This is a genomic window from Streptomyces sp. ALI-76-A, assembly GCF_030287445.1.
Lineage (GTDB): Bacteria > Actinomycetota > Actinomycetes > Streptomycetales > Streptomycetaceae > Streptomyces.
In genome coordinates this window covers 873,450-887,098 of sequence record NZ_JASVWB010000002.1, presented here as the reverse complement: position 1 = coordinate 887,098, position 13,649 = coordinate 873,450, and the positions used below count along the sequence as shown (strand labels likewise).

Sequence of the window (13,649 nt, the reverse complement as noted above, 5' to 3'; positions counted from 1 at the left end):
TTTTTGTTCGCCTGCTGTACAGCGGTTCAGCGGAAATGAGCGCGTCCGATCGGAGTCGGTGCCCGCCGGCGGGCACCCGCGCCGGCCCGGCCCGCGCGGGCACCCGCGCCGGCCCGGCCCGGCCCGTCCTCACCGGTCGCGTCGCACCAGGAAGTCCAGCAGCGACCGGAGGCTGTCCGCCGCCACCGGTTCCAGGGGTACCCCGGCCAGCACCGCCTCCACGGCGGCGAGATGCCGCCGCGCCTCGGCCAGCGCCGCCGACCGGCCGCCCGCCTCCTCGATCAGCGCCGCCGCCCGCGCGGGCTCCTCGCCGGACGCCAGCAGGGCGGCGAGCCGGCCGGCCGCGGGAGAGCGGGAGTCGAGGGCGGCCAGGACCGGGAATGTCTTCTTCCGCTCCCGCAGGTCACCGTGGACGGGTTTGCCGGTGACGGCCGGATCGCCCCAGATCCCGAGCACGTCGTCGACCAGCTGGAACGCGATCCCGAGATGCCGCCCGGCCCGGTCGAGGGCGGCGACCACCGTGGGCGGCGCGCCGCCGAGCAGGGCGCCCAGCGCGGCCGCGCAGCCCAGCAGCGCACCGGTCTTGTGCTCGGCCGTCGTGCGGTACTCGCCGGGCCGCACCCGGTGCGGGCCCGCCCAGGGACGCGCGGCGAGCAGCAGGTCGTCCGCCTGGCCGCGCACCAGGTCGCCCAGCGCCCCCGACAGCAGGCGCAGGGCCTCGGGGCCCGCCGGTGAAGCGGCGAGGGTCTCGACGGCCAGCGCGAACAGGGCGTCGCCCGCGAGCACCGCCGGGCCGGTGCCGTACGCCTTCCACACGGTGGGGCGGCGGCGCCGGTCCGCGTCGCCGTCCATGATGTCGTCGTGCAGCAGGGAGAAGGTGTGCACCAGTTCCACCGCGACCGCCGCGGGCACCCCGGCCCGTCCGGGCGCGCCGGCCGCCTCGGCCCCGAGCACGGCCAGCGCCTGCCGCACGCCCTTGCCGCCGGACGCCTCGACGGGCGTGCCTCCGACCTCGCACCACCCGAACGCGTACCCGGCCATCTCGCCCACCCACGGATGCAGCCGCCCGACCGCCTCCTCCAGCGCGGGCCGCACCAACGCCCGGCACCGGCCCAGCAGCTCGGGTGCGGCGACGGCCGACGTCAGCGCCGTCACCGTACGGCCTCCGCCCGCGCGCCGGACTCCGTGCGTGACTCCCCGTCCGGGCCGGTCCCCGGCCCGGACGCGCCCGCCGCACCGAACTCCTCCTGGGCCAGGGCCACCATCTCCCGTGCGTGCCGCAGGCCGAGCCGCTCCACGGTGCGGGCCAGGCCGGCCAGTTCGGCGGCGGTCTCGGCGCGGTCGTGGCCCAGCCGAGCCCGGGACTTGGCCAGTCCGAGCCGGGCGAGCGCCTCACCCCTCGGTTCGCTCATGGCGCGGAACTCCGCGAGCGCCCGCTCGTACACCTCCCGCGCCTCGGCGTACCGTCCGGCCCGGTACAGGACGTTGCCGCGCATCTTGTGGTTGTACGCCAGCGCGCCGGAGAGGTTCATCGCGCGGCACGTCCGCTCCGCCTCGGACAGCAGGCCGAGCGCCCGCCCGGTGTCCCCGTCGCGTGCGGAGACCACGTCGGCGAGCCCGCGCAGCGCCCAGGCGTGGCCGCGCCGGTCGTCGGCGTCGGCGGCGGTCCGGGCCGCCTCCTCGAACAGGGCGTACGCCCTGTCGTAGGAGCCGGTGTTGCGGTGGATCTGCGCGATGCCCTCCAGTGCCCACACGGTGTGCCGTGCCTCACCGCGCTGCCGGGCCTCGGCCAGCAGCTGCTCGTGCAGCCGGCCGACCGCCGCGTAGTCGCCCTGGATCCGTCCGGTCTCGGCGAGCCCCGCCAGCGAGTAGCCGCGGACCACGACATCGCCGCCGCGTTCGCCGAGGTCGGCCGCCAGCCCCAGCAGGCGCCGGGCCAGCGGGAACGCGCCGCGCTGCCGGGCCAGGGTGCCGCCGCTCCACAGGGCCCAGGCCATGGCCGCGGTGTCCCCGGCCGTCCGCGCCGCGCGGTAGCTCGCCTTCCAGGCCCGGTCCGCCTCCTCGATCCGGCCGAGCCTGCGGTGTGCCTCGGCGACCGCGAGTGCGGAGCGTGCCACCTCCCCGTGCCGCCCCGCCCGCTCGGCGGCCCGCAGCTGCTCGGTGCCGGCGGCCAGTACGTCGGTCAGTGAGGAGTTCACGGACAGGGTGGTGAGGGCTCCCTGGTACTCCGGGGCGAATGCCTTGCCGTACATGCGTGCCTTCCGTTAGGTATGCACCCCGTGTCCACATGCGATGTCTACGCTGTGTGTATACATGGTGTGCATAGCGGGTCGAAAACGTGCCCCGGCCCACCGGGCCGGGGCATCGTCCGCCGGTCAAGACGTCGACGGAGCCGTCGGGGTTGCCTGTGAGGCGCGGATCACGTCCGCGCGCGGATCTCAGTGCTGCTGGGCCTTCTGCGGTGTCGCCTCGCTCGGCCGGACGACGGCGTGGCCCTCCCCCTGGAGCATCAGCTGGACGGCCTCCCCGGAGCCGCCGCGCAGCATCGACCCGATGGACTGCGAACGGTGCAGCGAGGTCGCCAGGCCCGCCGTCCAGCCGACGATCGCGTCCGTGTCGACGTACAGCGGGTACTGCGGGGAGACCGGAATGACCAGCGGGTTTCCCTCGCACACCAGGCCCAGTCGGCCGTGTCCCGTGAAGACGCTGTTGAACAGGCCGCCGCCGGTGATGCCGGCGCCCTTCACGGTCGCGATCCGGTACTGCAACGACGCGTCGAAGCACAGGACGTTGCGGCCGTTGACGGTGAACTCGTCGCCCGGGTCGACCTCCACGACGAAGCAGTTCTGCGCCTCGTGCGCGAACCAGGCCTCGCCCTGTCCGCGCACCGCCATGAGCGGCAGGCCCTCACCGGTGACCGCGCGCTTGAGCATGCCGCCCACGCCCTGGCCCTTGCGTTCGAACTGGAGGCTGCCGCGGTAGGCGATCATCGCTCCCTGGCGGGCGAGCATCTCGCCGTTCACCGTGTACCTGATGCACTTGGAGTTCTCGACCGTCATGCCCGCCTGTGCGGCCGGCTGGACCATGTGCTCGCTGGAGAAAAGGTCACCCTTCATAGGCGCATCGTGGCGCGGAAGGGCACGTCCTGCCAAGATCGCGGACCGCGTGTTCCGCCACGCACCCTTCCTCAGCCGCCGAAGAGCTGGGTCCAGTAGGCGCCCGCGGGGCCACCGCCCGCGAAACCCACGCCGATGTGGGTGAAGTGCGGCTTCAGGATGTTGGCGCGGTGGCCGGGGCTGTTCATCCAGCCGTCGACCACCTCGGCGGGGGAGCGCTGGCCGCAGGCGATGTTCTCACCGATCGAACGCCGGGTGGAACCCGCGGCGGCGGCCCGGTCCCAGGGCTGGGTGCCCTCGGGAGAGGTGTGGGAGTAGAAGGCGCGGGCCGCCATGTCCGTGCTGTACGCCTGCGCGGCGGTGACCAGCGGCGGATCCACCGCCAGGGCGGACAGTCCCGCCCGGAGGCGCTCCCGGTTGGTGAGCTCGACGACCTCGGCCTGTGTCCGTGCCAGGCCGGCGGGCGTGCAGGGCGTCGCCCACAGGGCGGTCCAGTACGTGTCGCCGGAACGGGCGTCGGTGACGTACCCCAGCCCGGCGTGGGTGAACGCCGGGTCGTGCAGGGTGCGGCGGGGCTGTTCGGTGCGCAGGCAGTACGCGACGAACTCGGCGGGCGTCCGCGGACCGGAGACCAGGTGCTCGCCGACGGTGAGATACGCGTATCCGGCGGCGGTGACGCGCTGGTGGACGGAGACGCCGTCCGGGCCCTCCGCGCCGAGGCGCCCCGCCGACGCCATCGCGGACGCGTGGGCTCGGGCCGCGCCGGCCAGCCGGGTGTCGAGGGAGACCGGGGGAGAACCGGCACCGGCGCGGGCGGAGTTGACCAGGGCGAGGAAGCCGTCCGGGTCGGGGGAGGGGGCGTGGTGGGCCGTCTGGACCGGGGGAGCCGACGAGGGCACGTGCGGGGCCGGGCGCGCCGGGCGCACCGGGGGCGGGATGGGGGGCGCCGGGCGGGCCGGCGGCGGCGCGTGCGGTGCCCGACGGGCCGGAGCCGGCGGGGGCGAGGTCGTGGTGCGGGTCGCGGACGGGGGTGTGTGCGCGGCCCGCGACCCCGCCGGTTCGTCGACGACGTCCACCCCGAAGTCGCGCGCCAGCCCCGCCAGTCCGTCGGCGTACCCCTGGCCCAGCGCGCGCAGCTTCCAACCGTCGCCGCGCCGGTAGAACTCCGCGAGGAGCAGCACGGTCTCCTGCCGGGGACGCGGCGGGGCGAACCGGGCCAGCGGGCGCCCGCCCGGACCGGTGACGTGCAGTGTGGGAGCGGGCAGCCGGCCCAGGGAAGTGGCGGGATCGGCGGGGCTGACGACCACGGTCACCCGGCTGGCGCCCCCGCGCAGTCCACGTGGGTCGACGGTCAGGGTGTCGCCGTGCAGCCGGGCGCCGGGCGCGGCCGGCTGGTTGTAGAAGACGAAGTCGTCGTCGCCCCGGACCCGGCCGCCGTCGTCGGTGATGAGCGCCGACACGTCGAACGGGCCGGGGACCCGGACGGTCACGGCACCGCCCGGGAGGGGCAGATTGCCCCCGGGAACCAGATCGCTCATCGCGCCGCCCTGATGTCGTCGTACGGGACCCCGTGGGGTCGTCCGGACAACGCGCACCGGAGTGCGAGGGTTCCCGCCGGCGCCCCGCGCCGCCGTGCGGCCGGTCCGGCCGCCGCCCGCGCGGTCAGTCCCGCACCATGCCCGGGGCGATGTCCTCACGCCGCTCGACGGGCGCGGTGAGGCCGCGCGCCGTCCTCGTCCGTCTGCCGCAGAACGCGGAGTGTTCGAGTACGCGTACCCGGCGCCCGGCGCGGTGGTACGCGGCCGGCGCAGGGAGCGGTCCACCAACTGGCGGTGGGTGAGGACCTGGTCGCGGACCGCCTCGAAGCCCGGGACCGTCCGCGCGAACATGTCGTTCGTGTAGTCGTACAGCCCACTGCGGTGGCGCAGCACGTGCCGCACCGTGATCCGGTCGTCGGGCAGCAGCCCCGGCAGATGGCGGTTGACGGGGGAGTCGAGCGTCAGCCGCCGCTCGTCGACGAGTTGCAGCACCACCGCCGTGAAGACCTTGGTGACACTGCCCACGCGGAAGCGGTCGGCGTTGCTGATGGCCCGTCCGGTCGCGCGGTCGGCCACCCCCACGGCCGTGCGGTACACCGCCCCGTGGTCGTCGATCCGTGCCGTCGCACCGGGCGCGCCCTGCCGCAGCGCCGTGCGCAGAACACCGCGCGAAGCCGTGGTGTCGGGCTCGGGCAGCACGGTGGTGCCGGATTCGGCGGCCGCCGGTTCCCGGGGCGCGGCCTGCGCGGGAGTTGCCAGGAGGGACAGCAGGACCGCCCCGACCACCGTGCCCGTACGCGCCGTCGCTGATGCCATCCGGCCGTTCGCCTGTCCGTCGCCGGCGATGAGTTGCGCACAGTATGGGCTGGGAGCGGCGTGAAAACGGTGATTCGAGGCTTGTGTTCACCCCGCTTCGCCCGGGGCGGATCAGGGCGCTGGAGGTGCGCGGGTAAGGTCCGGGTAGTGAGTGCGAAGCCCCCGGAGTGCGCCGAGTCGAAGGGTCCCGGCAGGTGACGGTCCGTTACGCCGACGGCGTGGGCCGGGTGGCCGGGGCGCTGCTGCTGGTCTGCGCCTGTCAGTCCACGTCCCCTCCCGCCGGGGCCCCCGACGTCCCGGCCGGCGTGATCACCTGGGGAGCGAGCGCCCACGTCGTCGGCGAGGCCGTCGCCGACCGCGGCTACCGGCTCGTCGTCCGCACCAGCGTCGCGGGCAGCGATCCGCGCATCCGGCTCTCCAACGCCTTCGGGGACCGGCCGGTGACCTTCGGCAGCGTCTACGCGGGCCTGCGGAAGCGGGGCGCCGAGCTGGTGCGCGGCAGCAACCGGCGGCTGACCTTCGAGGGGGCGCGCTCGGTGACCGTTCCCGCCGGGGAGACCGTGCTCAGCGATCCGCTGCCCGGCCGGCTGCCCGCCCTGACCGACCTGGTCGTCAGCCTGCACACCCCCGACGCCGCCGGCCCGCTGACCGGCCACTGGCTGGCCCTTCAGACGTCCTACGTCACCTCGGGCGACCACACCGGCGAGGAGAGCGCCGCCTCCTGGACGCGGACCACCGGCTCCTGGTCCTACCTCGACGCGGTCTCCGTCCGGGCCCGCGCGGGCACCACGGCGGTGGCGGCCCTGGGCGACTCCATCACGGACGGCCGGCATGCGAGCGGCGGCCTGAACCGCCGCTGGCCCGACCACCTCGCCCGCCGCCTCCACCAGGCGGAGGGCGACGTGCGGGGCGTCGCCAACGAGGGGATCGCCGGCAACAAGGTCCTCGCGGACGGCGCCGGACCGAGCGCCCTGAACCGGCTGGAACGGGACGTGCTCGCGCAGCCGGGGGTACGCACCGTGTTCCTCTTCGAGGGCGTCAACGACATCAAGGCGCGCACCGGCGTCACCGCCGGGGAACTGATCGACGGCTACCGCGAGATCACCGGACGGGCGCACGCGGCCGGCATCTGCGTCGTCGCCGCCACGATCGCGCCCTTCAAGGGCTGGCCCGAGTGGGACGAGGACGCCGAGGCGGTACGCCGGACGGTCAACACCTACATCAGGACCGGCGGGGAGTTCGACGCCGTCACCGACTTCGACCGTGTCCTGCGCAGTCCCCGTGACCCGGAACGGATCCGGCCCGCCTTCGACGGCGGCGACCATCTGCACCCCGGCGACCGGGGGATGCGGGCGATGGCCGACGCCGTCGACCTGGAGAGCCTCGACTGCGACCGCGTGAAGCGGTAGGTCAGGACGGGCGCCCCGAGCCGCTCGGCTCCGGAGTGATCAGGCCCTCCCGGTAGGCGACGGCCACCGCCTCCGTACGTCCGGCCGCGCCCAGCTTGGCGAGGATGTTGGAGACATGCACGCTCGCCGTCTTTCCGGTGATGAACAGCTCCTCGCCGATCTGCCGGTTGCTGCGCCCCAGGGCGAGCAGCCGCAGGACGTCCCGCTCCCGGGCGGTCAGGACCGGGGCACGGTCCCCGGCGGCCGCGGTGTCCGCCAGGCGCCCCCGCCGGACCAGCGCGTTCACCTGGTCCAGCAGCGGCGTGGCACCGAGCCGGGTGGCCGTCTCGCGGACCGCGCGGGCCTCCACGGCCGCCTCCTCGCGCCGATCGGCCGCCACCAGGGCCTCCACCAGCCGCATCCGGCACCGCGCCCGCTCGTACACGTCACCGAAGTCGAAGGCGGCGACCGCCCGGCTCCAGGCCGCCGCGTCCGGACCGGTCACGGCCCGTGCCCACTCCGCCTCGGCCCGGGCCAGCCACGCCTGCCCCTCCGGTCCCTGCGCGGTGGCGTCCTCGCCGCGCGTGGCCGTGCGCCGGGCCAGGTCACGCAGTTCGGTCGCGGTGTCCGCCCAGCGGGCCGCACCCGTCTCGTCACCGCTCCCGCGCAGCGCGGCGGCCCGGTCGGCCACCGCGGACAGGGCGAGGGCGGCCAGCCGGACCGTGACGTCGGGCAGTGTGCCCGCGTCGTCCGTGAGAGCCGTCAGGGTGGACCGCATCCGCGCCACGGCCGCCTCCGGATCCCCCTGCCACGCCGCCGCGTCGGTCAGCACGATGCCCGCGACCAGCGTGCCCATCCAGTCGAACGGACCGTCGAGCAGGGTGCCCGCCCGGTGGACGGCCGTGAGGTCGCCGCGCGCCAGCGCCGCGTACAGCGCGGGGCCGACCGTGTACCCGCCGGCCGCCGGAAGCACGTCGGAGTCGGTGGCCGCCGCGCGTACGCACTCCTCCCAGCGGCCCAGGGTGTACAGCACCAACAGCCGCAGGTAGCGCATCTCCAGCGGATAGGGCGAGGACAGCAGGCCCGCACGGCGGGCGCGGTCCAGCCCCTCGGTCAGCCAGGGCAGGCACTCGTCGAGGTCACCGGACTCGAAGCAGCCGACGGCGAGGTTGAACAGCGCGCGCATCTCCACCGGCGCGTTGCCCGAGCGGCGCGCGAGATCCCGGGCCTCCCGCAACCGCTCCCGGCCCTCCTGGGTTTGGCGGCCGCCGCCCAGGGCCGCCAGCGAGATCAGCAGATCCGCGCGCGCGTCGGTCACGTCCAGCCGCTCCGCGACGCTCAGGGCCTGCCGGGCGACCCGCAGCGCGGTCTCGTTCTCCCCGACCTGACGCGCCGCCAGGACATGGGTGGCAGCCGCCCACACCCAGGTGCGGGACGGGGGATCGGCCGGGATCATGGCGAGGGCCTCGCTGCTGTAGGCGAAGGCCGCCGTCTGGCTGTCGACGCTGATCAGGTTCCCGGCGAGCGTGTACCGCACCCGCGCGGCGAGCTCCGAGTCCGCGTCCTGGTCGACGCCCGCGAGCGCGGCCCGGGTGAGCGACACCGCCCGGTGCGCCTCCCCGGCGTGCGCGGCCGCCGCCGAGGCACGCAGCGTGAGGGTCACCCGGTCGACGCCCTCACCCGTGGGCCGCGCGGACGGCTCCACCGCCGACCACAGGTCCAGGGCCGTTTCCAGGTGCCGCAGTTCCTCCGCGGGCGCCCCCAGCGACCGGGCGTGGCCGGCCGCCTCCAGCGAGGCGGCCAGCGCCTCGGCCAGGTCATGGCTCTCCCGGTAGTGGTGGGCGCGTTCCGCCGCGCTCTCGGCAGGCCGGCCCCGCCCGGTGAGCAGCCGGGCGAACGCGCCGTGCAGGCGCGCCCGTTCACCGGGAAGCAGGTCGGCGTAGACCGCCTCACGGGCCAGGGCGTGCCGGAAGGCGTACGTGTCGTCGGTGCCGGGGGCCAGCAGTTGACGCCCGACGGCCTCGCGCAGCGCCGACTCCAGCTCGTCCTCGGGGAGCCCGACCGCCTCCCGCAGCAGATCGTGCTCGACCCGGCGTCCCGCCACCGCGGCCGTGCGCAGCACCTGCTGGGCGGTGTCGGAGAGTTGCTCGAAGCGGATGAGGAGGACGTCCGCGAGACCGCTGGGCACACCCCCGGCCGCCGGGTCGGTGGCCGCCAGCAGTTCCTCCGCGTAGAAGGCGTTGCCCTCGGCGCGCTCGACGATCCGCCGGACCGTGGTGTCCGCCAGCGCGCTGTCGCCCAGGGCGCGCACCAGGCGGGCCACCTCGGCGTCGGCCATGGGCCGCAGCTCCAGCCGCTCCACCGAGGGCAGCCGCACCAACTCGGCCAGCAGCGGCCGCAGCGGATGGCGGCGGTGCAGGTCGTCGGCGCGGTAGGAGGCGAACACGGCCAGCCGGTGCGTGGGCGCGCCGCCCGCCGACCGCTGGAGGATGCCCCGGCTGAGCAGGAACCGCAGCAGGTCCCGGGAGGACTGGTCGGCCCAGTGCAGGTCCTCCAGGACGAGCAGCAGGGGAGCGATGTCCGAGAGGTCGGCCAGCAGCCCCGCGATGCCCTCGAAGAGCCGCAGCCGGTCGCCCGTGTCCCGCACGGCGTCCGTGCCGCCGCCCAGCAGCCGGTCCACCACCGGATGCGCCGCGAACGCGTCCGCGAACCGCGGGTCGGCCGCGAGGACGCCCAGGACCTCGGTGAACGGCAGGTACGGCAGGCCGACGTCACCGAGGTCGACGCAGTGCCCGGTGAGCACCGTCGTGCCGGACCGGGCGGCCCGCCCGGCGACCTCGTGGAGCATGCGTGTCTTGCCTACGCCGGCGTCCCCGGCGATCAGGACCGCCCTCGCCTCACCGCTCCGGGCGCGTTCCAGCACGCCGGTGAGGTGGGCGAGTTCGTCCTCCCGGCCGATGAGCGGTGCGGTGTTCGAGATCGTCGGCACACCTCCATCCTGGCACGGGGGACGGACAGGCCCTGCGGCCTGGCACAGGGGACGGACAGCCCCTCCGGAGTTCAGGGCGGCCGAGCCGGCCTGACGGGGTGCCGCGCCGCATCGACGTCCGGCTCAGCCGCGTGGGGCGACCGGCCACCAGCCACTCCCAGCCGTCTCCGGACGGGACCCCCCGGACCCCGGGGCGCTCACTGGCGCAACGATCGTGCCCAGTCGGCCGGCACCCGCCCCGCGGGGCCCGGCGCGGGCTGGTCCGCGGGATGGCCGGCCGGCGGGGTGAGTTCGGGCCCCGACTCGTACAGCTCGTTCGTGGCGTAGTTCCAGTACCAGCCCTCGCCGGGCTCGAAGCTCTGCACCAGGGGATGCCCCGTCTCCTGGAAGTGCCCGGTGGCGTGCTGGGCGGGGGAGGAGTCGCAGCAGCCGACGTGGCCGCACCGCGCGCAGCGCCGCAGATGGAACCACCAGCCGCCGGCGGCGTCGCACTCCTGACAGCCCGCCCCGCTCGGCGGTACGGCCGTGTCGATTCCGTCGATGGCGTGGTCGCTGGTCATGCGGGCTCCTCGGGTGATGTGTCGGGTTCCGCGGCCGTGAGCGGAAGCAGGACCTGGAAGCGGGTGTCACCCGGCTCGGACTCCACCAGGAGCGAGCCGTGGTGCTTGTTGACGACGATCCGCCAGGAGATGTCCAGGCCCAGCCCGGTGCCCTCGCCCACCGGCTTGGTGGTGAAGAACGGGTCGAAGATACGGCTGCGGATCTCTTTGGGGACGCCGGGTCCGGTGTCGCGGAACTCCACCAGCAGCCGGTCGTGGTCCAGGGCCGTCCGCACGGTCAGCGTCCCCTCCCCGCCCGTGCTGTCGATGGCGTGGACCGCGTTGTCGATCAGATTGGTCCACACCTGGTTGAGCTCCGCCGGGTACGCCGGCACCTTCGGGGCGGTGCGGTCGTAGTCCTTGACGACCTTGATCCGCGGGCCGATCTTGCCCGACAGCATCAGCAGGGTGCTGTCCAGCAGGTCGTGCACGTCCGCCACCTGGAAGGGGGCCCGGTCGAGCTGCGAGTACTGCTTGGCGGCGTCGACGAGATGCGAGATGCGGGACGTGGAGTCGTCGATCTCGTCCATCAACAGCTCGGTCTCGACCGTGTAGTTGAGCCAGCCGATCGCACTCGGCAGGATCGCCTCGTCCACGGCCGCCGCCACCTGGTCCAGCCAGTCGATGTCGAGGCCGGCCTGCACGAAGACGGGGGCGATCCGCCAGCCCTCCGGGATGTCGTGGTCGTCGAGCCAGTCGGTGACGGCGTCCTCCCGGTCGGAGGCCTCGAGCGGGCTCAGCACGGGGGCCTTGGCCACGCGTTCGGCGGTGCGCTCCTGGATCTCGATGAGGTTCGCCAGCACCTCCGGCGCGTACGAGCCCGCGGAGATCACCCGCAGTTTGTGCCGCATCTTGCCCACGCGTTCCCGCAGTGTCGCGGTCGCCCGTACGGCAGCCGCCGCCGGGTTGTTGAGCTCGTGCGTGAGACCGGCGGACAACGAGCCGAGCGCCAGCAGCCGTTCGCGCTGTCCGATCGCCCGCTGCATGCTCTTCGACCCGAAGAACAGCCCCTCCAGCAGATGCACCGCCATCGGGAACCACTCCTGCATGAAGCCGGAGAACGTCTCGGCGGGCAGCACGAAGAACCGCGTCGGTTCCGTGACGCGCATCGAGTTGTTGTACACCTGCGGCACCCGGTCGCCCAGGTACGCCTGCATCGACCCGGCGTACACCCCGCGCTGCGAGGTCCGGCTGACCTCCACGTCGTCGCCGCCGACCCGGCGGGAGAGCACCACCGTGCCCTCGATCATCACGTAGAAGCAGGTGGCGGGCTCGCCCTCGGTGTAGACCGGTCCGGGCTCGAACCTCTCCACCCGGCCCGCGGCGCACAGCCGTCCCAACTGCTCGGGTGACAGCTTCTCGAACAGGAACAGCGAGCCGACCTCCCGCGGGCTGCACGGCATCGGCCGCCCGCTCACGACTGCTCCAGGTACCGGTGGACGAGCATCACGGCCATGGCTCCCTCTCCGACGGCGGACGCGACCCGTTTCGCGGACTCGGCGCGGGCGTCACCCGCGACGAACACGCCGGGAATGTTGGTCTCCAGGTGGTACGGCGGCCGGTCCAGTTCCCAGTCGGCCGGGGGCCGCCCGTTCGCTGTCAGATCGGGCCCGGACAGGATGAACCCGTGCTCGTCCCGCAGCACCGCGCCGTCCAGCCAGTCGGTCAGCGGGGCCGCCCCGATGAACACGAACAGCCACTGCGCGTCGACGAGTTCGCTCTCGCCGCTCTCCACATGCCGCAGCGTCAGCTGCTCCAGACGCCCGGACCCGTGCACCGCGTCCACGACCGTGCCGCAGCGCACCGAGATGTTCGGCGCCTCCTCGATCTGCTGGATCAGGTAGTGCGACATCGACGCGGACAGCGACGGACCGCGCACCAGCAGGGTCACCGACTTGGCGCCCCGGGCGAGGTACATCGCCGCCTGGCCCGCCGAGTTGGCGCCGCCGACGATGTACACGTCGTGGCCCTGGCAGGAGGCCGCCTCGGTCAGCGCCGAACCGTAGAAGACGCCGCAGCCGGTCAGGTCGGCCGTGCCCGGCGCCTCCAGCTCCCGGTACGACACGCCGGTCGCCAGGATCACGCTGTGCGCGGCGATGGCCGAGCCGTCGGAGAACCGGACGACCCGCGCGGAGCCGTTGGCCTCCAGCCCCGTCACCTCGCGCGCGGTGAGGATCTCGGCACCGAACTTCGTCGCCTGCCGGCGTGCCCGCTCGGTCAGCTGACCGCCCGACACGCCGTCCGGGAAGCCCAGGTAGTTCTCGATGCGGGAACTCTGGCCCGCCTGTCCACCGGTCGCCGACCGCTCCACCAGCACGGTGCGCAGCCCTTCGGAGGCCCCGTACACCGCGGCGCCGAGGCCCGCCGGGCCGCCGCCGATGACGACGAGGTCGTAGAAGTCGGCCGCCGGCGTCGTGGCCAGCCCCACCCGCGCGGCCAGCTCGGGCGCCTCCGGCTCGACCAGCGGCGTGCCGTCCGGGGTGATCACCAGCGGCAGCCGCCGGGCGTCCTGACCGGCCGCCGCGAGCAGCCGCCGCCCCTCGGGCTCGTCCGCCGAGTACCACCGGTAGGGCACCTGGTTGCGGGCCAGGAACTCCCGCACGTCCGACGAACGCGCCGACCAGCGGTGGCCGACCACCTTGGTGGCGGGCACCGGCCGGAAGTCGCTGCTCCGCCATGCCTCCAGGAGGTCGTCCAGGACCGGGTACAGCTTCTCCTCGGGCGGGTCCCACGGCTTGAGGAGGTAGTGGTCCAGGTCGACGACGTTGATCGCGTCGATCGCCGCGCTGGTGTCCGCGTACGCCGTCAGCAGCACCCGGCGCGCCCCCGGATACACGTCCAGGGCCTGCTCCAGGAACTCGATGCCGTTCATCCGCGGCATCCGGTAGTCCGCGAGGATCACGGCCACCAGGTCGCCGCGCAGCTTCAGCTCACGCAGGGCCTCCAGCGCGGACTCGCCGGACTCGGCGCGCACGATCCGGTACGACTCGCCGTAGCGGCGCCGCAGGTCCCGGGCGACGGCCCGGGACACTCCCGGGTCGTCGTCCACGGTCAAGATGACGGTCCGCGTCGCGTCCGCGGCCTGTGCCATACGTCTCCCACCCCGAGGTCGGACCGACGGCACGGCGGGCCACGTCGTTCTTCAGCCACCGTGCCGGCTCCAGGCCATCGTATGTTCGATCGCCCCCGTGCGCGCCGGGATG

At 74.5% G+C, this 13,649-nt stretch carries 9 protein-coding genes and 1 pseudogene; 1 reads left to right on the top strand and 9 read right to left on the bottom strand.

The genetic code is table 11. The annotated features are described in order from the left end of the window. Window positions 1-129: 129 nt before the first annotated feature. The 5 genes and pseudogenes from QQS16_RS04745 to QQS16_RS04725 all read right to left on the bottom strand — a co-directional run. Complete coding sequence (locus tag QQS16_RS04745; RefSeq protein WP_286060346.1) at window positions 130-1,155, bottom strand: polyprenyl synthetase family protein; 1,026 nt, start codon at window positions 1,153-1,155, stop codon at window positions 130-132. Then, window positions 1,152-2,252, bottom strand: coding sequence for a tetratricopeptide repeat protein (locus tag QQS16_RS04740; RefSeq protein ID WP_286060345.1), 1,101 nt, complete (start codon window positions 2,250-2,252; stop codon window positions 1,152-1,154). The genes QQS16_RS04745 and QQS16_RS04740 overlap by 4 nt, the downstream gene beginning before the upstream one ends. Before the next feature lie 186 nt (window positions 2,253-2,438). After that, window positions 2,439-3,116: an AIM24 family protein gene (locus QQS16_RS04735; protein WP_286060344.1), complete on the bottom strand. Its 678-nt coding sequence runs from the start codon at window positions 3,114-3,116 to the stop codon at window positions 2,439-2,441. Between the two features lie 71 nt (window positions 3,117-3,187). Beyond that, a complete protein-coding gene (locus QQS16_RS04730; RefSeq protein WP_286066227.1) occupies window positions 3,188-4,654 on the bottom strand; it encodes a CAP domain-containing protein in 1,467 nt (488 codons plus the stop codon). 219 nt (window positions 4,655-4,873) lie between these two features. Continuing rightward, window positions 4,874-5,470 (bottom strand): annotated as a pseudogene (locus tag QQS16_RS04725) (serine hydrolase domain-containing protein); the annotation flags it as partial. A 194-nt stretch (window positions 5,471-5,664) separates the two neighbouring features. Between QQS16_RS04725 and QQS16_RS04720 the strand changes: the two are divergent. Next, on the top strand, window positions 5,665-6,879 hold the full coding sequence (locus QQS16_RS04720) for an SGNH/GDSL hydrolase family protein (RefSeq protein WP_502963761.1): 1,215 nt from the start codon (window positions 5,665-5,667) through the stop codon (window positions 6,877-6,879). A 1-nt stretch (window position 6,880) separates the two neighbouring features. Here the strand turns inward: QQS16_RS04720 and QQS16_RS04715 are convergent, their stop codons facing one another. The 4 genes from QQS16_RS04715 to QQS16_RS04700 all read right to left on the bottom strand — a co-directional run bounded on the left by QQS16_RS04715 (window position 6,881) and on the right by QQS16_RS04700 (window position 13,537). After that, window positions 6,881-9,847: a helix-turn-helix transcriptional regulator gene (locus QQS16_RS04715; protein ID WP_286060343.1), complete on the bottom strand. Its 2,967-nt coding sequence runs from the start codon at window positions 9,845-9,847 to the stop codon at window positions 6,881-6,883. A gap of 197 nt (window positions 9,848-10,044) precedes the next feature. Beyond that, complete coding sequence (locus QQS16_RS04710; protein ID WP_286060342.1) at window positions 10,045-10,407, bottom strand: UBP-type zinc finger domain-containing protein; 363 nt, start codon at window positions 10,405-10,407, stop codon at window positions 10,045-10,047. Next, window positions 10,404-11,864, bottom strand: a complete 1,461-nt coding sequence (locus QQS16_RS04705) for an ATP-binding protein (RefSeq protein WP_286060341.1) — start codon at window positions 11,862-11,864, stop codon at window positions 10,404-10,406. The genes QQS16_RS04710 and QQS16_RS04705 overlap by 4 nt, the downstream gene beginning before the upstream one ends. Further along, complete coding sequence (locus tag QQS16_RS04700; protein WP_286060340.1) at window positions 11,861-13,537, bottom strand: NAD(P)/FAD-dependent oxidoreductase; 1,677 nt, start codon at window positions 13,535-13,537, stop codon at window positions 11,861-11,863. The genes QQS16_RS04705 and QQS16_RS04700 overlap by 4 nt, the downstream gene beginning before the upstream one ends. Between the last annotated feature and the right edge of the window lie 112 nt (window positions 13,538-13,649).